The 22007-nt window shown below is 46.8% G+C and carries 12 protein-coding genes; 7 read left to right on the top strand and 5 right to left on the bottom strand.

Features of this window, described 5'->3' with window-relative positions; translation table 11 throughout:
• Positions 1–17: 17 nt before the first annotated feature.
• Both JMX03_RS01930 and JMX03_RS01925 read right to left on the bottom strand, forming a co-directional pair.
• A complete protein-coding gene (locus JMX03_RS01930) occupies positions 18–737 on the bottom strand; it encodes an HAD-IA family hydrolase (protein WP_201594094.1) in 720 nt (239 codons plus the stop codon).
• Between the two features lie 56 nt (positions 738–793).
• Positions 794–1804 carry an RluA family pseudouridine synthase gene (locus JMX03_RS01925; protein WP_201594092.1) on the bottom strand — a complete coding sequence of 337 codons (1011 nt, stop codon included), beginning with the start codon at positions 1802–1804 and terminating at the stop codon, positions 794–796.
• Between the two features lie 1114 nt (positions 1805–2918).
• Between JMX03_RS01925 and JMX03_RS01920 the strand changes: the two genes are divergently transcribed.
• Positions 2919–6941, top strand: coding sequence for an Rne/Rng family ribonuclease (locus tag JMX03_RS01920; protein WP_201594090.1), 4023 nt, complete (start codon positions 2919–2921; stop codon positions 6939–6941).
• Between the two features lie 136 nt (positions 6942–7077).
• Here JMX03_RS01920 and JMX03_RS01915 read toward each other — a convergent pair whose 3' ends face one another.
• The gene (locus JMX03_RS01915; protein WP_201594088.1) at positions 7078–8007 is read right to left on the bottom strand and encodes a DUF808 domain-containing protein; all 930 of its coding nucleotides are present in this window, start codon (positions 8005–8007) and stop codon (positions 7078–7080) included.
• A 360-nt stretch (positions 8008–8367) separates the two neighbouring features.
• Here JMX03_RS01915 and JMX03_RS01910 point away from each other — a divergent pair, with 360 nt between their 5' ends.
• The 5 genes from JMX03_RS01910 to JMX03_RS01890 all read left to right on the top strand — a co-directional run bounded on the left by JMX03_RS01910 (position 8368) and on the right by JMX03_RS01890 (position 14419).
• Positions 8368–9213: a DsbC family protein gene (locus JMX03_RS01910; RefSeq protein WP_201594086.1), complete on the top strand. Its 846-nt coding sequence runs from the start codon at positions 8368–8370 to the stop codon at positions 9211–9213.
• A 143-nt stretch (positions 9214–9356) separates the two neighbouring features.
• Entirely contained in the window at positions 9357–10709 is a 1353-nt protein-coding gene (locus tag JMX03_RS01905) for a homoserine dehydrogenase (RefSeq protein ID WP_201594084.1), read from the top strand.
• Between the two features lie 160 nt (positions 10710–10869).
• Positions 10870–12051, top strand: coding sequence for a thiolase family protein (locus tag JMX03_RS01900; protein ID WP_201594082.1), 1182 nt, complete (start codon positions 10870–10872; stop codon positions 12049–12051).
• Positions 12052–12586: 535 nt separating this feature from the next.
• Positions 12587–13435: a DUF2382 domain-containing protein gene (locus tag JMX03_RS01895; protein ID WP_201594080.1), complete on the top strand. Its 849-nt coding sequence runs from the start codon at positions 12587–12589 to the stop codon at positions 13433–13435.
• Positions 13436–13780: 345 nt separating this feature from the next.
• Positions 13781–14419 carry a YsnF/AvaK domain-containing protein gene (locus JMX03_RS01890; protein WP_227695120.1) on the top strand — a complete coding sequence of 213 codons (639 nt, stop codon included), beginning with the start codon at positions 13781–13783 and terminating at the stop codon, positions 14417–14419.
• Positions 14420–14541: 122 nt separating this feature from the next.
• On the opposite strand, the gene JMX03_RS01885 is transcribed toward JMX03_RS01890, so the two are convergent.
• Both JMX03_RS01885 and secA read right to left on the bottom strand, forming a co-directional pair.
• A complete protein-coding gene (locus tag JMX03_RS01885; protein WP_201594078.1) occupies positions 14542–14868 on the bottom strand; it encodes a hypothetical protein in 327 nt (108 codons plus the stop codon).
• A gap of 375 nt (positions 14869–15243) precedes the next feature.
• The gene (gene secA / locus JMX03_RS01880; RefSeq protein WP_201594076.1) at positions 15244–18069 is read right to left on the bottom strand and encodes a preprotein translocase subunit SecA; all 2826 of its coding nucleotides are present in this window, start codon (positions 18067–18069) and stop codon (positions 15244–15246) included.
• A 698-nt stretch (positions 18070–18767) separates the two neighbouring features.
• Between secA and mutS the strand changes: the two genes are divergently transcribed.
• Complete coding sequence (gene mutS / locus JMX03_RS01875) at positions 18768–21980, top strand: DNA mismatch repair protein MutS (protein WP_201594074.1); 3213 nt, start codon at positions 18768–18770, stop codon at positions 21978–21980.
• The last annotated feature ends 27 nt before the right edge of the window (positions 21981–22007 follow it).

Below are 22007 nucleotides of genomic sequence, written 5' to 3'. Positions count from 1 at the left end.
ACTGCACATGCCTTCTTCTAAGGGCTTAGTAGATCAACCAAATCCTGCGGCGTATCGACCTGATAGCTAGGTTGTTGTGCCGCAAGCTCTACACTCGATGCTGTGCCATAGTTGACCGCTATACTGGTCATCCCCAACTGGTTCGCCATTTGAATGTCATAAATACTATCACCGACAAACACCGAGTCAGCTATCTGCTGCTGAGTATAGTTTAGGATATCAGTCAGCATCTGCGGATCAGGTTTAGAGCCCGACTCATCAGCACAGCGGGTCATGACAAAATAGTCATGACTGTCAGACGCATCCAATACCCGATCTAAGCCTTTTCGCTTTTTGCCAGTTGCTACAGCAAGCTGTTTGCCTTGCGCTTGCAGGCGCTGCAGCATATTTTCGATAGGATCAAATAATGGCGTGCGATGACTGTTAGCAATATAGTAGTCGGCGTAGCTTTGCTGAATGGCCAGCTTTTGCGACTCGTTGGCTTTGGGATACAAGATATCAATGCCGTTCATTAGGCTAAGACCAATAATGTCTTGCACTGCTTGGTCGGTCGTTTGAAAACCGTGCGCTTCGCCAGCGATATGCATAGTCTCTACGATTAAACCAATCGAATCCATCAAAGTTCCATCCCAATCAAAGATAATAAGCGTCTTGTCTATCAAGCAATGATTGGTCGATGCATGAGAATGCTTTGAGCTAATAGCTGCTGCGCTACGATAATTGGGTTGTTGTTTCATGAACTTACCTTAATAAATAAGATGATAAATTACAGATACTAAAACGTCACGGCGGCTTATTCAGGCAGCTTGGTTTGCTCTGGTAACCAGTCCGCCATCTCATCTGGTAATGGTGCGGTAATGGTCTCATAACCTGGAATGTCTAAACGCCACGCATGTAAGCATAGACGATGCACGCCTGACTTGTCATGCACATGGTACTTGTCATCACCCAAGATAGCATGACCGATATGAGCCAAATGTACACGGATTTGATGGGTGCGTCCCGTCAGTGGCTTGGCTTCGATCAAGCTGACTGGCTGACCTGCTAGCATAAAACGCTCATGGACAATGATGTCCGTTTGGCTCTCTTTGGCTTGAGGATCTTGGGCGTCTACCTTGACGCGGCGCTCACCACTGGCAAGCGTATAGCGCAGCAGTGGCGCATCGATACGCTGCTCATTAAGCGCAGGCTGCCCTTTTGCTAGACATAAATAGTGCTTTTGGATGGTCTTGTCTACCAGATGCTGCTGCAATGCTTTGAGCGCTGAGCGTTTCTTAGAAATCATCAGCAGACCTGAGGTATCTTTATCGATACGATGTATTAGCTCCAAGTACTTCTTGCCAGTCACTTCACGCATGGCTTCGATGACACCGAAGTCAAGGCCACTACCGCCATGGACGGCAATACCTGAAGGCTTGTTTAGTACGAGCAGCCCCTCATCTTCATAGACCACACGTGCCAACAGGCTTTTGGCAAACTCAGTACTGATAATGGGTTTATCACGGGTCGCCAGCTGTACCGGTGCGATACGTACGACATCTTCGCGCTGCAGTCTATCATGCGCTTTACAGCGTTTATTGTTCACGCGAATCTCATCCGAGCGAATCATTTTATAGATATGCGATTTTGGCAGACCCTTTAAGCGGTTTAGCAAAAAATTATCCAAGCGCTGATCATGCTGATGGCGCGTCACTTCAAGGTAATTGACCTTTTCAAAGGTGCTAATCTCATCATCGGCGCTTTGCGGACGGGTTTTGCTGTTGAAGATGGCAGGGGCTTCATGGATAGGGGTTTCATCATTCATTTTTGAGTTTGTCATTTTTAGTTAGGTATTTACACAAAGATTTGGTATAGTTTAGCATGTTGAGCGCCAATTAAGCAGAGGCGACGGCAATAATAGTTATTGCTTACCACTGCGCGTGCCAAAATGATTGCAAAATCAAGTCATGGTCAGGCGTTAAATGAGTAATTGTGTGCTGTTTTCGCTTAATAAATGGGCATGTTGGCCTAGTTTATTAACACGATTATATTTAATTTAACAATTCATTTTATCAAGCAAGATACTGACTGTTATCAGGTATCTTACTCTAAAAATAACGCCTGACCATGACTTGATTTTGCAATCATTTTGGCACGCGCAGTTGAGCAAGTGACGGTAGCCCGATGTTAAGGGTTTATAGCTGCCTGAGTATTGGCGGTCAAACAGATACGATAAATGTTAAATAAAAACACATACGATACCGCGCCAATAAGCCGGTTCCCCTTCTGTTTGCCGAGTACGCCCCGCTGACAATCAGTGCAGTGGCACTCATAATATAAGCTACCAAGATATGATCAATGTTATTAGATAATACGATAAATATATAGTTAGAACGACCAGATGGATTTGACCTCATACCAAGCGATGAGCTGGTGTTGATATGATAGCGGATTGACTCTTTAATACCCTCTTACAAAGCGTATTAATAACACCCAACCATAACACGCGTTAGCAAAACAGTAGACCATAGAAACGTTGTAGCCTTACACCCTGCGATAGCTTCTATAAACTCAAGCTTTGAGTATGAGACGATAGAGTGCGGCACTTTCAAACGAGCGCTATTCATAGCGAGTACTGAAAGCTCAGCCATAACGATACTATCCATACCCATGAGGTCGAGCTTGTTATTTATCACCATTTATCTGAGCGTTAAGCTCAACTGACATCCGATATTTAGCGCTTACTTTAGCGTCACTTACTACACTGCAAGCTCAATGTTTGCTTTGGCAATTTTTATATTTGCCGCTGCCCTTTTGGTAGCTTGAATAAACCGTTAACGCTTTTACCAAGTTAACGTCTTTACTCAAAAGCCACTTGACAGCCAATTTTAATATAAAAACCCCTCTCGTCGTTGTCATGCGTACTCATAGGAACTGGTATGAAACGCATTTTAATCAACGCTACTCAAAACGAAGAAATTCGTGTTGCCCTTTGTAAAGGCAATCATCTGTACGATTTCGATCTAGAAAACCGTACGCGCGAGCAAAAAAAATCCAACATTTATAAAGGCCACGTCACCCGTGTCGAGCCATCGCTTGAAGCTGTGTTTGTGGAATATGGCTCACAGCGTCAAGGCTTTTTGCCCATACGTGAGATTTCTGCCGAATATCTAAGCGGCAACCCACGTGATGAAAACATCAAAAAGCTCATCAAAGAAGGTGACGAGCTGATCGTACAGGTCGAAAAAGAAGAGCGTGGTAACAAGGGCGCGGCGCTATCGACTTATGTCTCCTTAGCGGGTCGCTATCTGGTGCTGATGCCAAACAACCCTCGTGGTGGCGGTATCTCGCGTCAAATCTCTGGCAAACTGCGTGAAGACATGAAACGCATGCTAGGCAATCTTGACTTACCAAAAGGTATGAGCGTTATCATTCGTACCGCTGGCATTGGCAAAACTCAAGAAGATTTGCAACATGACCTAAACCACCTGCTCAATATCTGGCAAGCCATTCAAGAACAAAATCAAAAATATCCGTCGCCACGTCTCGTGCATCAAGAAGCTGGTGTGGTCACTCGTGCCGTACGTGACTATCTACGTGATGATATCGCTGAGATCTGGATTGACAACGAAAACGCCTATGTCGAAGCAGCAGGCTTCATCGATGCGGTGATGCCAAAACAAGCAGATAAGCTGCGTAAATATACTGACTATGAGCCGATGTTTTCGCGCTTCAATGTCGAAAAACAAATCGAGACCGCTTATCACCGTGAAGTACGCTTGCCATCAGGTGGTTCAATCGTTATTGATCAAACAGAAGCCCTGGTTTCTATCGATATCAACTCTGCCAAATCAACTAAAGGCTCAGACGTCGCGGAAACGGCCTACCATACCAACCTAGAAGCGGCTGATGAAATTGCACGCCAGCTGCGTCTACGTGATATGGGCGGCTTAATCGTCATTGACTTTATTGACATGAATGACAATAAGCATCAAAAAGAAGTGGAAAAACGTCTGGTTGATGCGACCAAATACGACCGTGCGCGCGTTCAGTTTGGTGAAATATCGAAGTTTGGCTTGATGGAAATGAGCCGCCAACGTCTGCGTCCCTCACTAGAAGAGTCGACTGGCTATATCTGCCCACGCTGTCATGGCAACGGCATGATTCGTGACCTGCGCTCACTATCACTCTCTATCATGCGTCAAATTGAGCAGATCGCCTTAAAAGAGCGTCAAGGTGAAGTACAGGCTGAAGTACCGACGGATATTGCTGCGTTCATATTGAATGAGAAGCGTGATAGCTTGGTCTATCTAGAGCAAGACAGTGGCACGCGCATCACCATCTTGCCACATGCACATTTAGAGTCACCTAACTTCAAGCTGCACTATAATCGTGACGGCTTTGCCCCGACAAGCTATGAGCGTATCACCGATACTCAGCAACAAGAACATAGCGACCTTGGCTATAATGTTGACTGGCAAACGGCTGAAAAAGAACGCCCAGAGCAGCAGCCTACTCGCCAGCCACGTAAAGCTGCTGACAATCAAAGTCAGCAAAAAAACGAAGCTCGCTCACAGCCAACCACGAGCACTGGCTCAAGTAGTGTGGCGATGAACAAAGCTACTGCCAACAGTAGCACGCAGGTCTCGTCAGCGCGCGCTGCAGCTCCAAGCAATGGCGCCCAAAGTAATCAGCCTAGCCCTGCTCCAGTCGCAACGCAGCTTGCATCTGCCGCCCAGCCACAAGCGGTCGCTTGGCTATCCAATCTCTTTGCACAGGCCCCGCAAGCACAAGCAACCGCTAGTGTCAGCAGCCGTGATGCTGCCGAAGCCATTGAGGCACTGGTCAATACAGGTGCTCAAAGTCTAGGATCGTTTGGTCAAGTTGATAATAGTGCTTTGAGCCAAACTCAAAGTGCAGCAGCGGCTCAACAGGATAACGGCCAGCAGTCAAGCGAGCACACCCAAGCACCTCGTCAGAGTAATGGCGAGGGTGAAAACGACGACAAAAGAAGACGTAAATCACGCAAACCAAGACCTTCTAAGCCGCGTCAAAGAAGAGAGCAGCGCGACGATAATGAGGGTGATAGCAGCACTGCTAACGGCTCTAGCGACAAGCAGACTGACAGTCAAGATAAGCGTGAGCACGATAACAAGCGCAGTAGTGACCGTGGCCGCAGTCGTCAAAGCAATGAACGAAATGGCAGCGATCGCAATGGCAGCGAGCGTACCACTGCTGACCGTAACGACGACCACCGTCAAGACAGCAGCACCTCTGCCGAGCCATCTCGTGCTAAGCGCAAACCCCATAGTAAGCGCGACTCACGTGGCAAGCTTGAGCGTGGTGAGACATTAACCGCAGCGACTGACAATGGCAAACAAAGCAGCCAGTCATCAGCTGCTAACAACAAAGCTCAGCCAAATGCTAAGCGCAGTCAAGACCCTAACGAAGTGACGCTACAGGTCAATGTCGCACCAGCGAAGCTCAAAGCCGCTGAAGTGGTGCATCTGTCTTTAGACGACAGTAAGGCAGGAAAAGCGGCACCTAAGGATGTGGCCACGCAAGCTAATGCAACCAACGTAGTAGCAACTGACAAGCCGTCTGATACTCCTAACCGCAGCGATAGTAAGCCAGCCGCGCAAACGTCAGCTCCCGTCAGCGAGACAAAAGCTGAAACTGCTACTGCAGATAAGGCTGAGAGTATCTCGCAGCCTAGCACAGCCAAAGAAAGCCAAGCGACAGATAGCAAAGCTTCTGAGAGCAGTGCGACAGAGCAAGAGCCTGTGGCGGCAAAAGCCGATGCACCTGAGAGCACTGTAGATACTGCTTTAGATACTACTGCAGACGCTAAAGCTACTGACAGTCATAATGCAGCTGAGGCAACGGTCAGCACTGATACCAGTAGTGCTGACAAGAGCGCTGAGTTTACGCTGACTCATGATGAGTTTTTTGCTGAGCGTTACGTGACCGCTGAGAAGTTTGGTCAAGCCAGTAATGACCCACGTGTCGTGCGCCAGCAGCAAAGTGCTGCAACTGTAGACGTCAGCGCGCAAGCTCAGACGAGTGCACCAGCTATTCGTGGTACGGTTGGAGCGTTCATCCGTGCAGCCTTAACAGACGCAGAGAGTCGTTTGCAAAATGACGGTGTGATCAGCTGTTTCATTGCCGCTATTGACGCACAAGCACAGCAAACCAAACCTGCTGATGACAATGCAAAAGCTGCTGTCGATAATGGCGAGTTTGACTTTAGCAACTACGGCTATGAGCCATTAAGCGCGGATTATATTGCACGCTTCGATGCCATGACCCAAGCCGTCAGCCAGTTTGCTTTGGCTCAAGGTAAGACGGAAGTTGAACCACGCGCTATCAGCAAACGCGCTAGCAATGACCCTCGTGGACAGCATCCTGACTACCAAGAAGTAGCAGTGCTTAGTGTTGAAAATGCACAGCCGGAGCAGCACAGTCAGGAGACACAGCAGCAAGCGGACTCGGCATCTGAAGCTGAGGGTTCTGAAACCAAAAGCCCTGAAGGTGAAAGCCCTGAAACTGACAGTAATGAGCTGTCAAAGGCCGTGACTAATGAGGCTTCAGCTGATGAACTCCAAGCCGATACTACGCAAGACAGCAGTGAAGTCGCTGCCGATGAAATAGAAGCAGACGCTTTGAGCAGCCAGCAGCAAGCGGACGATATCAGTGCTGAAAGTGAGCATTTGCTAGAAGTCGAGCAAGCAGATAATGATGAGTCTGCGACAGAGGATGCATCAGGTAAGTCTAAAACCACGATTGCCAGCTATAAAAACATGATTGAAAATGTCGCTGAGCAACTGCTGCCACAAACGGGTATGTTTAGTTTGACGACGCCAAAGGTTCCTAAGGCTCGTAGTCGCAAGCCAAAATCTGAGCATAAAAAGCCCTCGCAAGCGGAAAAAGCAGAATCTGAACACTCGGATAGCGACAGCTAATACACGCTCTAGCTCTGATACTGTATACAAAATAAAACCCCCAAATTTGCTAGCAATTTTGGGGGTTTTCTATTTTGAGCACACTCTCAACTAACTAAAGCCACAGCCTGCGCTAACCTATAGTAAATCGAGAGCATCAGTGTGCAGACGACTTACCATTATTACCGCGTATCTTGCCTATAATAGTAAAAATAGCGACAACGGCAGCGCCAATGATGAAGCCGATAACACCATTCAACAGTGTAGTGGTCACGCTTTCAAAGATCCCTGTCAGATCCGCTATATCCTCTACGCCATCTTGTAAAAATCCGATACCATGAACCAAAATACCACCACCGACCAAAAACATGGCGAGCGTACCAGCAATAGATAAGAACTTCATAAGCTTAGGAGCAGCAGTAAATAAAACCTTACCTATTTTTTGTTGAACGTCACTTTCTTTGTCCATCAGATGCAAACCTGCATCATCTATTTTTACAATACCTGCAACCAAACCATAAATACCAACGGTGATAGCGACAGCGATGACAGACAACACCAAGCTTTTTTGCATAAAAGTAGCACCTGATGCTACTGCTGAGCCGAGCGCAATCACGATAATCTCAGCCGACAAAATAAAATCCGTCCTGACAGCGCCTTTGATTTTTTGCTTCTCAAGGGCTACCAAGTCGACGTTTTGCGCATTGGCTTGCAGACGGGCAGTCTGCTGCTCGTCATGGGGTAATAGGTGGGGCCAAAACCTATGAATGACCTTCTCTGCCCCTTCATAAGCTAAGTATAAGCCGCCGCACATTAATAAAAAGGTAACTAGAGGTGGGTAGACAGCACTAATAAGCAATGCTGCTGGCACTATGATAAGTTTGTTAACAAAAGAGCCTTTTGCTACCGCCCATACCACTGGCAATTCTCGATTTGCTTTGACCCCAGACACCTGCTCAGCATTCAGTGCCAAGTCATCAGCCAATACCCCAGTTGTCTTTTTGGCCGCCACCTTAGTCATGGCTGACACATCATCTAAAATGACACTGATATCGTCGAGTAACATTAATAAACTACCACCTGCCATGCGCGTTCCTTAGAGTAAGTTTTTGTTATATGATTTTCACAGCATAAATGATGCCATGAATAAGTAAAATATCTGCTAATATTTATTGTAGCCTACTTAGCCAACGCCATGTATGACATAGTAAGAATGTATCTTGTTTTTATTTTTTGTTGTTTAACGCGTTAGCAATTTAAGGTACTAGCCTTTTGACGGTCATTTATCTAAATATGTTAGTATAGAGCGTTTTAAATGCTATAAAATATTTTAACGCTACTTTATTATGCTTTTTTTTAGCAGTAAATGCGTTATAAACCTACAACTTTCCGATCTCAGTTTATACCAAAACCATGTTTAGGCGTGCCTGCCCACAGGAAACATCATATGTCTTTTTTATCTTCTACTGTCAAAAACTCTAGCACTGCGCTTATTCGCAATAAACTCTCTCATTCCATCATAAGTGCTTTGCTCGTGCTAGGCATAGCAGGCTGCTCGAATAATGCGGCCAGCGATAGCAGTACGGTAAAAAACGTGCAGACAAGTAGTACTACAAATACTGCTACAGCAGACAGTGACCCAGCAGTCGTCAAGTCTTTACAAGAGAACTTGCAGGCCTCTGGCATTGAGGAAACCATCACCTCAGCAGTGCCAACAGATATGGAAGGCATCTACTGGGTGAGCGCTGAAGGTCTGCCGTCTTTCTTTACTGACAAGTCAGGCAAACATATTATTCAAGGTCAGATCATCAGTGTCGGCGGCGAAGTGCCTGTTGATATCAGTAGTCCGTTAGTCGCCCGTACTGCTCAAGAAACGCTAAAAAATGTCGATAAAAGTGAGATGATCATTTATCCAGCGACAGGCGCAACCAAATCAGTCATTTATTCGTTTACCGACGCCGACTGCCCTTACTGCACCAAGCTCCATGAAGAAATAGAAGACATCAATGCCCGTGGCATCGAAGTGCGCTATTTGGCTTGGCCGCGTAATCAGCAATCGATTCCTAAGATGGAAGCGATCTGGTGTAGTGAAGATCGCATCGCTGCGATGGATCAAGCCAAGATGGGTGCCAACGTACAAGCACCTACCTGTGACAATCCGGTCGCCGAGCATATGGCTTTAGGTGCCAGTCTGGGTGTGCGCGGTACGCCTGCTATCTTTACTGAGTCTGGTGAGCAAGTCGGCGGCTATCTACCAGCAGCGCAGTTGGCGCAAGCGGTAGGCATCAACTGATATTAGTAACAGATAAACCTAATTGTTCATAAAAAAGCACTATACGCGACCGTACATTGTGTAGACGCCCTTAGCGCTTATCAGTATGATACGATAAAGCGTTATTTACTTTTTTTTCACCTATTTGACCTCCTGAGGATACTGTGAGTAAATCCATCAAACTAGCGATACTTGGCCTAGGTACTGTCGGTACTGGCGTGATCAACCTAATCAATGACAACTTAGACGAACTCAAACGTCGCAGCGGACGCGATATCATTATCACCGAAGTTGGTACACGCAGACAGCGTGACGATATTGATACTAGTATTGTCCAAAACGATGATTTGATGGCCATTGCAAGCAGTGACAATGTCGATATCGTCGTCGAAGTCATCGGCGGTACGACTTTTGCCAAAGACCTCATCATCCACGCCATCAAAAATGGCAAGCATGTGGTCACTGCCAACAAAGCCTTACTTGCTGAGCATGGCAATGAGATATTTGCCTTGGCGGAAGCACACAACGTGCATGTGGCCTACGAGGCAGCAGTCGCTGGTGGTATTCCGATTATCAAAGTCATGCGTGAAGCACTCGCGGCCAATAAAATCGACTGGTTGGCTGGTATCATCAATGGTACAGGCAACTTTATTATGAGTGAGATGCGTGATAAAGGTCGGACCTTCGAAGACGTACTGGCAGAGGCGCAAGCGCTTGGCTATGCTGAAGCGGACCCTACCTTTGATGTAGAAGGTATCGATGCGGCACACAAGCTGGCTATTTTGGCCTCTATCGCCTTCGGTATTCCGCTACAGTTTGACAAAGTCTATTGTGAAGGCATCACTGGCATCACCTTACAAGACGTCAATTACGCTGAAGAGCTAGGCTACCGTATCAAGCATCTAGGCTTTGCTGTGCGCCGTGACAGTGCAGACTCAGACAGTGCTGGTATTGAGCTCCGCGTTCATCCAACCTTGATCCCGCAAGATGCTTTGCTTGCCAATGTCAATGGCGTAAAAAATGCCGTGTTGGTCAACTCACACCCACTCGGGCAGACACTGTACTGCGGTGATGGTGCTGGCGCTGGTGCAACGGCCTCAGCCGTGATGGCGGACGTCATGGATTTGGTACGCATATTAGGTAACAATGGCGATGCTAAGGCTAATGATGATCAAAGCCAAGGCAGTCATCATGTACCGCATCTGGCCTTTATGCCAGAGCAGCTGTCTAACACGCCTATCCTGCGTGCAGAGCAAATGACAACAGGCTACTACTTACGTGTCCACGCTTATGACAATCCAGGGGTACTCGCTGATATCACTCGTATCTTGAGTGATGCTGGTATCAATATTGATGCTATTTTACAAAAACCTGCGCACAAGCTTGGCCAAGTACCCGTGATTATCTTAACCCTACCTGTGGTTGAAAATCAGATGAATCTTGCCATCGAAAAAATCGAAAAGCTTGATGCCGTCACGGACAAAGTGGTGCGTATTCGTTTAGATGAGCTTGATTAATCAAAGCATTTGAATCAGCGCACTTGAATTATGCTTCGTATATACGCATTATAATTACTGTCCAACGATACTGATTCTCCAATGATACTTGGCATTATAAGAGGTTCACCGAACCAATTGAGTGCTGAGCTTTTTAACACATGCCAACAAGGAAAAAATAATGTCTAATGATGCAATTGTAATTGTTAATGGTGCCCGTACTCCAATGGGTGCCTTTCAAGGCGCACTAAAAGACGTTAGCGCTACCGATCTAGGCGCCACTGCTATCAAAGCGGCGGTAGAGCGTGCAGGCGTCAGCGCAGAGAGCGTTGATGAAGTCATTATGGGTTGTATCCTGTCAGCTGGTCTTGGCCAGGGCCCTGCCCGCCAAGCAATGCGTAAAGCAGGTCTACCTGATGCGACAGGTGCCGTTACCATTAATAAGCTGTGCGGCTCTGGTCTAAAAGCTGTGATGCAAGCCCATGATGCGATCAAAGCGGGTAGCATCAACATCGCTGTCGCAGGTGGTCTAGAATCAATGACCAATGCCCCTTATATCATGCCAAGCGCACGTAGTGGCTATCGTATGGGGCATAAAGAAGTCAAAGATCATATGTTCTTAGACGGTCTTGAGGATGCCGAAACTGGCCGCCTAATGGGTCAGTTCGCGCAAGAGATGGCTGATGAAAAAGGCTACACGCGTGAGCAAATGGACGAGTTTGCTATTGAGTCTGTCAACCGCGCTTTAACCGCTATCAAAGACGGTCATTTCAAAAACGAGATTGAGCCAGTTACTTTTAAGACCCGTAAAGGCGAGCAAACAGTCGATACTGACGAAGAGCCAGGTCTTGCCAATATTGAGCGTATTCCTACGCTGCGCCCAGCCTTTGCCAAAGACGGTACTATCACTGCAGCAAACTCTAGCTCTATCTCAGACGGTGCAGCAGCTGTCGTACTGATGAAAGAGTCGCAGGCTAAGTCTGAAGGGCTTGAATATCAAGCACGTATCATCGCTACTGCCTCGCACTCACGTCATCCAAGTGAGTTTACCATTGCAAATATTGGCTCTATCAATGAGTTATTGCCTAAAGCAGGTTGGTCGGTTGAAGATGTTGATCTATGGGAAATCAACGAAGCCTTTGCCATGGTTACTATGGCAGCCATGGACGAGCTAAAAATCGATCCTGCTAAAGTAAATATCGAAGGCGGTGCTTGTGCCTTAGGTCATCCTGTCGGTTCTTCAGGTGCACGTATCTTAGTGACGCTTATCAACTCACTGAAACGTACTGGTGGCAAAAAAGGCGTTGCAGCTTTGTGTATCGGTGGCGGTGAATCTGTTGCTGTCGCTATTGAACTTGCCTAAATAAGCTTGCTTTACAAAAGCTGGTTTTGTAAATTGCCTTAAAACTCGATGACCGCACTGTCAGCGTACAGTGCGGTTTTTTTGTGCCTGATAACTTTTCACTGAACTAATACCACTTCCAAAAATTAGAGTAACGCGGCAAACTTGTGCAAGTACTACTCCTAGTAGGCTTAGCAAGTTTGACAAAATTAATCGTACTTTTTGGGTTTGGTATAAAATTAAGTCGCAATCTCATCTCAATGTAAAGCAGCGTTAATTTTTACCCTTACAATGTTGTGGCACTTACAGCCCATTACACGCAATTACGTCAGTTGCACACACGGCTACTTCACTCCTATATTTCATTAAAAATCTTAGTGTTACGATAATCACATGTTGTTGGAGCAGCAAGCAAAGACAACGAGTATAAAAACACTTGCTGCTATATACAGCAAATTTATTTTTAATAAGACTCAATAATGAGTGCTGATATGAGCGTTAATATTAGCGCTATATTTTCATAAAAATGACTTAATAATAGAAAAGGATGACAACAATGAGCCAACTAATTCGTTTAAAAGATATCCAAGCAACGCATCAAGACCTTATTGGTGATGATTACTTTGACCCAACAGGCAAAACTGCTTATGGCGTCAATGAAGAAAAAATCGGTAAAATTGAAGGTGCTCTAGTAGAAGATACGACTGGCCGCATTCGTTATTTGATTGTTGATGTTGGTGGATGGTTTAGCTCAAAAGAAGTCCTTGTGCCAGCAGGTCTTGCTCGCATCGTTGGTGATGACGTATTCTTTGATAGCCTAACCAAGTCACAAGTAGAAGCCATGGAGAAGTATGACCATGACTATCAGTACAGCTATAAAGACCAGTACGAAAAAGATCGTCAAGCCTTTGTCGCTGACACCGTACCGACAGAAGAGCGTATGGATATTGCAGATACTGCCTATGATGCACCAAATACCCTAGAGCTCCTAGAAGAGCGCCTGACGGTGAATAAAGACCGCATCGTTGCAGGTCTGGTAAAAGTAGGCAAGCATGTGGTTACAGAAGACCGTAATGTCGATGTGGAGCTAGAAGAAGAGCATGCTCATATCGAACGTACCAATGTAGATCGCCCAACGGATCGTCGTATCGGTGATGTGACTGGCAACGAATCTATCGAGGTTGAGCTAGAAGCTGAACGTGCTCGCGTTGGTAAAGAAACATACGTCACAGAAGAAGTGAATGTCGGTAAAACCACCGAACGCCACACAGAGACTATCCTTGAGACTATCCAGCGTGAAGAGCTAGACGTCAATGATGAAGGCCATGTTGTCGACCGTGAAGGCAATATCATAGACCGTGACGACATCACTGCTGAAGACGTACGCCGCGTTCGTGGTATGTAATTTCTTATATAGCTTTTGATATATGATGCTTTAGCATTATCCTTATTAATATAGTTATAAGAATGGTGTTAATGCTTTTTAGCTGAGTATCTAGACTCAGTCAATTAAGGTCAGAGTCAGTCTCTGACCTTTTTTTATGCTTATTATGTTTCACTTTTTAACACTATAAAAGCATGGTTTTAAGAAGGATTAAAGGATTAAAGCGTCATATATAATCAAGCTACCATGATACCAGTATAAAGATTATGATAAGAATAAAGTAGGTCAATCACCCTACTTCGAAACTCTGAAACTCTGAAAGCTACGATATAAAAGAACACTCTCTCAACCATAAGGATTATGATCATGAGCACCGACTATAATAACGATAGCGCAACTAACACTAACGCAAAAATAGAAGATCATGCGGCTGAGAATAAACTGCCCGCACCCGATAACGTAACGGAAACAGCTGATAACGCTATGTTAAAAGCCAGTGCCGACACTCCGATCAATGAACAAGCAAGCACTCACCATCTAGAGCTACTAGAAGAGCGTCCAGTCGTCAATAAAGAACGCTTGGACGTTGGAAAAGTCACGGTCACTAAGCATGCACGCAGCAAAACGATTGAAGTACCTATTGAGCTAGTAGAAGAATATCTCACTATTCGTACAGAATATCATGATGCCGAAAGCCAAGATTTGCTCTCAGGTCAGTACGATGATAAAGACATACTGCGCCACGTTGAACCGTCCTTAGATAGCAAAGCTGTCGTCACCATCAATGGCAAACAGGTTGAGATTGGTGATGAGCCCGTCGAGATTGTGCTATCACGGCAAGTCGCCACCATTACCAAAGATACTCACGTAGTTCAGGAAGTCGAGGTCAGTAAAACCACCCATACACATACTGATAGTATCCAAGTTGAGCTCAAACATGAAGAGCTGGATGTCAAAGAAGAAGGCTTTTTGGAGCATGAGGCCGCGCGCGTTCATAAAAAATAAACCTCTTTAAAGACGTCAACTTTTTACAACAATTTGATGCACAAAAAAAAGCAACGCCGCCGCGTTGCTTTTGTTGTCTATACTTAGGGCTTCAGTAGCCGCCACGCCCTACGATAACCAAATTACTGTGCTGCATCAGTCTCGGTATCAGCATCCACCACTGCGTCACTCTCTACATCCATTGAGGTCGCATCTGTTAACTCATCTTCTGCGCCTATCTCACCTTCTGGTTCCATCGTAATGTCATCATTATCATCCAAAATCACTATGTCGCTAGGCTCTGCAGGCTCAGCGGACATTGGTACTGACTCTTCAGCATTGACACTGTCAGTTAGGTCCGACTCTGGCTCTTGCTTCTGACAGGCACTGATACTGATAGCAGCAGCCAACAAACCCGTCATAAATATATAAGATCGTAATTGTTTTAATTGCCCTAGTCTCATCGTCATCTCCTAGCTAGATATGTTAAACACTATAACGTGTCCATATCTGCACGCCTATGCTGAATTTGTAAGTAATCACTTCTTAGCGCTGTGCTTGCCCAACAGCTAAGATATTGAGCTGACTCGCGTGTTTGTCTTTGATGCGTAGTTTGAGCGTTTTCATGGAGTAATTATGATCTCAATGAGTGCGGTTATCAAGGCATTCGCAATATTGGGCGACAACGGTTGACGCCTGATATCCACGACCTAGAAGGACGTGGTTTTACGGCGCGGGATGATAAATCGATATAAAAATACCCATAACGGTGCACCATTATGGGTATTTAAGATCAGTCACAATATACCTATAACTGTTAAATATTCACTGCTAAACACTAACCATTAAATTTTGCCGTGACATTGCTTGTATTTGAGACCCGAACCACAGGGGCAAGGAGCGTTACGGCTGATATTCATCCCTGCGTATGGGTTTGGCTCAGCGTCAGCTGCATTGGCATCAGCAGCACTTGCAGCCATACCAGCACCTGCTGCGACGCCGCCACTAAGGTTCACTCGCATCTGGCCACTTGCCCTTGCGCCTTGATTTTGCGGGCGCGGCGTTGGCGGGGTTTCGCCAGCTAGGTTGGCCACTTCGCTGTGCTCAAACTGCATTTGCATACGCTCAGCATCTGCACGCTGCTGCGCCTCTAGCGCTTCTAACTCTTCTTTGGTTGGAATATGAACGCGTGATAAATCTTGTACAGTCTCTGACTTAATCGCACCCAGCATCATCTGGAACAGCTCAAATGATTCACGCTTATATTCCTGCTCAGGGTTCTTTTGTGCATAGCCACGTAGATGAATCCCTTTACGCAGTTGATCCATCTGCGTTAGGTGCTCCTTCCAGTGCTTATCAAGGCTTTGGAGCATAAAGTGACGCTCAAGCTGGGCGGCATTTTCCTCACCCATCTGCTCACGGCGACTGTGATAATGCGCAAGCGCGGTATCGATAATCTTCGCACGCAGACCTTCTTCATCAAGGCGACGGTCTTCATCGAGCCAATCATTAATCGGCATGTACAGCTTAAATTCTTCTTCTAGCTCATCCTCTAGCCCATCGATATTCCATTGATCATCAATAGAGCCTGGCGGGATGAACTGATTGATCATGGCATTATAGACTTCATGATGCATGGTTTCGATGGCTTCTAGCAGATCCGTCTCAGCGAGCAGGTCATCACGCTGACTATAGATGACTTTACGCTGCTCGTTGGCCACGTCATCATACTTTAGTAGGTTTTTACGCGCGTCAAAGTCGCGGCTTTCAACTTTACCTTGCGCGTTTTCAATCGACTTAGAAACCATTTTGTGTTCGATGGCTTCGTCTTCTTTGAGACCCATGGCGCGCATCATATTGACCACGCGATCGCCGGCGAAGATACGCATCAAATCATCTTCTAATGACAAGAAGAAACGCGACATACCAGGGTCACCCTGACGACCAGCACGACCACGCAGCTGATTATCAATACGGCGTGACTCGTGACGCTCTGAGCCGATGATATGCAGACCGCCTGCATCCACCACTTGATTGTGCTTGACCAGCCATTGCTCTCGCAAGCGCTGCATCTCTTCAGGGCTGACATTGTCGATATCTTCGATAAACGACTGCCAGTTACCACCCAGGATAATATCGGTACCACGGCCTGCCATGTTGGTGGCGATGGTCACCGCTTTTGGGCTACCTGCCTGCGCGATGATTTCGGCTTCACGCTCGTGTTGTTTGGCGTTTAGGACGTTATGTTTGATGCCCTCTTGATCGAGCAAATACGACAGCTCTTCGCTGGCTTCAATGGTCGCTGTACCAACCAGTACGGGCGCGCCCTTTTCTTGAATCGTTTTGATCTCGCGGATGATGCCTTTGTACTTACCCAATTTGGTTAAAAAGATCTGATCATCCATATCGATACGCGCAATGGGCTTGTGAGTTGGGATAACCACTACTTCTAAATCATAGGTCGACTTAAATTCTGCTGCTTCGGTATCCGCAGTACCAGTCATCCCAGATAGCTTGTCATACAGACGGAAGAAGTTCTGAAAAGTGGTGGTCGCAAGCGTCTGGTTTTCGGCTTGAATCTCCACGCCTTCTTTGGCTTCTACCGCTTGGTGCAGACCCTCTGACCAGCGGCGACCAGGCATAGTACGACCTGTGTTTTCATCGACGATGACCACTTCGCCATCATCAACGATATAATGGACGTTTTTGACAAAGATATGATGGGCACGAATAGCGGCTTGTACGTGTGCCAAGAGTGGCAAACGACTTGGGCTATACAGACTCTCGTTTTCACCCAGCTCGCCGACTTCTATTAAGAAGCGCTCAATCTTTTCGTAGCCTTTTTCGCTGATCTCGATTTGACGGTTTTTTTCATCGATCCAAAAGTCTTCGTCTTCGTTATTTTTATTGGCTTCTTCATCTTTTGAGCGTACCAATACTGGAATGATGGTATTGATCAGCGCATACATCCGCGATGAGTCTTCGGCTTGCCCTGAGATAATCAGTGGCGTACGCGCTTCATCAATCAAGATGGAGTCGATCTCATCAATGATACAAAAGTTCAGCGGGCGCTGCTTTTTTTCCGCGAGACTAAACACCATGTTGTCACGCAGATAATCAAAGCCATACTCGTTGTTGGTACCGTAAGTGATGTCCGCTTGATAAGCGTCAACCTTCTCTTGCGGTGGCTGCTGCGAATAGATAACCCCAACCGTCAATCCCAAAAAGTTAAACAGCGGACGGTTCAAATCCGCATCACGGGCGGCCAAGTAATCGTTGACCGTGACCACGTGCACGCCTTTACTACTAATGGCATTGAGATAAATGGCCAGCGTCGCCATCAAGGTTTTACCTTCACCAGTTTTCATCTCGGCGATTTTGCCTTCGTGCAAGGTGATACCACCGATCAGCTGCACATCATAGTGGCGCATGCCGGTGATGCGTAAGGAGGCCTCACGACAAACGGCAAAGGCTTCTGGTAGCAGGGCTTCTAAGCTCTCGCCTTTTTGAAAACGCGCTTTAAACTCTTCGGTTTTTTGTTGCAGTTGTTCGTCAGACAGGGCTTGCACGCCATCCTCTTGGGCATTAATTTTGCTGACCACGCGACGCATACGTTTTAGTTCACGGTCATTTCTGGTGCCAACAACACTGCCTACAATCTTTGATAACATAATTTTTTAACCTATGGAAATATTCGATAATGAGCGCGCACATTAGCCTGCCGTCATCTTATCACCCAATAAAGTGTGCCGTTATTATATATGGTTATGGCGCTGATGGATACAAGGGCATTGAGCAGATAAGTGGGCGGATAAATATAGTCATTACTAAATAAAACCGATACATTATTAGTAGCCACGTGCTACTGGTATAAATTTTACTTGCGTGCTGTGCCTACGCCGACAGAGGCTGCGCAACTGTACTTCAAAAAATAGCATTCCAGCAGCACTGTATCGTTTTTAAGTGAATCAGCTATGAATAGATAACCAACCAGATAAATGCCCAACTGTTCGCCAACGTCGAAACGCGGCAGCTCATGTTAAAATGGTGTTTATGCCAATAAGCCAGATAATGGAAGGTAACGCTATAAAAACCCTATATTCTAGGTAGGCTGTGGCTTTAGTGAAGCACTGCGCTATATTTTGCAAAACATCTTACAGAAATTCCATTTAAAGAATTTCTCTTGCGAAACTAAAATTGTAATACAATTTTTTAACGTTTCTCAGGGCTAAAGCCACAGCCTACGCCAATACATTTAGTGAGTTGAGAGTGTGGTTATAACCATAAAAAAAATCCTATTTTTGATCCAAACCCATCCAAATCCTTGTCAATTTAATATAAGCCAAGCAATAAATATAAGAGACTGTGCATGACTGTTAAACCCTCTGCGACCAATGATACCAACCACACTGCTGCTGAAATCTTGACCATCGGCGATGCGGTCTACGATCTAGCGCATCATACGCCGATGATGGTGCAATATCTGACCATGAAAGCAAACTATCCCCATGCGTTACTGCTGTATCGGATGGGCGACTTTTATGAGTTGTTTTTTGATGATGCCAAGCGCGCGGCGCAGATATTAGACATTACCCTGACCCGCCGTGGTACTGATAAAGCAGGCAACACTATCGCCATGGCAGGTGTACCTTTCCACGCAGCTGACAGCTATATGGCGCGACTGATTGCAGCTGGGCAAACGGTGGTGGTCTGTGAGCAAATTGATGAATCAGCCAGCAGCACTGCTAATAGTCACACCCCTCACCTTCCCGCTATGGGCGAGAAGCAAAAAAAGGATAATAGCAAGCCAACTGCGGGTGGCATCATGCGCCGCGAAGTGGTCAAGACCCTGACCGCAGGCACCATCACAGATGATGCACTTATCGCGCCAAATCATACCCCAACGGTGGTCGCCATAGATATCGCTGCGCCAAAAGCCAACTCCAAGCAACCACTACAAGCCGCCGTCAGCCAGTTGGATCTGGCAGCGGGGACATTGACCACGCAAACGCTAACGGCAGATAATAGAAACAATGAGGGCATTGAGCCGCTACAAGCACAGATGCTTACCGTACTGGCGCGCTTTGCCCCCAGTGAATGTATCGTTAGCGAAGCACTTGATGAGACATGGTTGGCATGGCTGCGCAGTCATCTCGACTGCCCGATTATAGAAGTGGCGGCCAACGACTTTCACCGTGAGCATGCGGCAGCGACGCTGTGTCAGCAGTTTGACGTACAGCGCCTTGATGGCTTGGGCATTGCTGATGCAGCACTGGCGCAATCAAGCTGTGCCGCGCTGATTCATTATGCTCGCCAGACTCAGCAGCGCCACGTACCACAAGTCAATCAACTGATTGTAGAATACAGCGATGACTATCTGATCATCGATGCCAATAGTCAGCAAAACCTTGAGCTGTTTACTCCTGCCAGCAATAATGGCACCTCGCTCGTATCGGTGGTCAATCATTGTAAGACCCCGATGGGCAGGCGTCTGCTGGTGCAGCAAATGAAGCGGCCCCTGCGTCAGCATACCCGCATCAATCAGCGCTTGGATGCGATTGCAAGCCTACTCGCAGCAAATAACTTGCCAGACGCTGCTAGCGTATCTAGCTCTTCTGTCGTACCAAACTCCTGTCTCGTCACTGGCCTACGCGAAACGCTCAATGCGATTGGCGATATCGAACGTATCAGTAGCCGTATCGCCTTGATAAGCGCTAAGCCGCGTGACTTGCGTAAGCTTGCCGACAGTATTGCCAGTACTGAGCAACTAAATGCCCTGTTCAATGCTGCAGGCATCAGCCATGAGCATGCAGGACTGCTGCCGATGTTGATGCAGCAATTGCCCGCGCAGCTACCTGCCGTGCAAGTGGTCTCCGAGCTGATCGAACGCGCCATCGTTGCAGAGCCGCCAGCCCATATCCGTGATGGCGGTATGTTAGCCGCTGGCTTTGATGAGGAGTTTGATCGCCTTACTCATCTCCATGACAACATCCAAGTGACACTGGACGAGATGGTAGAGCGCGCACGGCAAAACAATCAGCTACCAAGCCTAAAAGTCGGCTTTAATAAAGTCAGCGGCTTTTACTTTGAGCTGCCCAAGATGCAAGCGCAACACGCCCCTGCGCACTTCATCCGCAGACAAACGCTAAAAAATAGCGAGCGCTTTATCACTGACGAGCTAAAAACCGTCGAGACCGAATATCTAAGCGCGCAGACTCTCGCCTTGGCACGGGAAAAGCAGCTGTATCAGGAGCTACTGACCACCCTTGCCAGTCATTTAGCCGAGCTACAACAGCTCAGCGCAGCTGTCGCGCAGATAGACGTGCTGAGTAACTGGGCGCAATTGGCCATGAGCTATCAGTGGCAACGCCCGATCATGAGTGCCGATAATACCAATGGCATTATAAATAACCTTGCAGATAATATGGCAGATACAGCCAATATAACTGACAAAAACAGCGATCATAGACAGAATGGCCAACAGCAGCTTACTTTATTAAACCAAAATCTGAGCCACCATCAAAGCCACCATCAAAGCCACACTGAAAACCACGCTCAAAACCCTCATAAACATCAAGACCACACCTGTATCGACATTCGCCAAGGTCGCCATGTGGTGGTCGAAGCAGCGTTAAATCCAACCAATAGCGCTCATAGAAACAACCATGCTGAACATTCCAACCATATAAGCCATTTCGTTGCCAACGACTGTACGCTAGGCGCTGAAGAACATCCTGAACGTCTACTCATCATTACTGGCCCCAATATGGGCGGCAAATCTACCTATATGCGCCAGACAGCGCTGATCGTGCTACTTGCCCATTGCGGCAGCTTTGTGCCCGCCGCCAGTGCTCATATCGGTGATATCGACCGTATCTTTACCCGTATTGGCTCGGCTGATGACTTGGCAGGTGGCAAGTCGACCTTTATGGTGGAGATGATAGAGACCGCCAATATCCTGAACTTGGCCACTGACAAATCTCTCGTACTGATGGACGAAGTCGGACGCGGTACGGCGACCACTGATGGACTGGCCATCGCCCACGCTTGTGTCAACCGACTGCTGGAAATTGGCTGCCTGACATTATTTGCCACTCATTATTTTGAGCTGACGGAACTGGCAAATCACAACGATGGTATTCGCAACGTACACGTCGCCGCCAGTGAGGTCGATGGACAACTACTGCTGCTGCATCAAATACACGCAGGCGCAGCCAGCTCTAGCTTTGGCCTACATGTGGCCAAGATGGCAGGCATTCCAAACCAAGTGCTCAGCGATGCCAAACGCTACCTGCTCGACACCTTAGCCAGTGACACCCTGACAGCAGATCAGGGGAAATCGGCTGATGATAAAAATGACTTAGCTAAGTCAGTAACGGATAAAGAACAACAAATCCGTCATCACTCTACCGCCGAGACATCTATAAGAACCTATCATCCAGACGAGTCACTACTTAATAATCAACAACAAAAACAACTGCTTAGCGTACAACAGCAGCTTGATACTATCGATCCTGACAGTCTCACGCCTAAGCAAGCGCATGATTTGCTCTATGATCTCAAACAACTCATTAGTCGTTAAAGAGGTTTGTGAAACTGGCCCAAAAGC

Origin of the sequence: Psychrobacter fulvigenes, assembly GCF_904846155.1 — a bacterium.
Taxonomy (GTDB): Bacteria; Pseudomonadota; Gammaproteobacteria; order Pseudomonadales; family Moraxellaceae; genus Psychrobacter; species Psychrobacter fulvigenes.
Note: the sequence above shows the minus strand (reverse complement) of the source record. Positions and strands in the feature narration are given on the sequence as shown.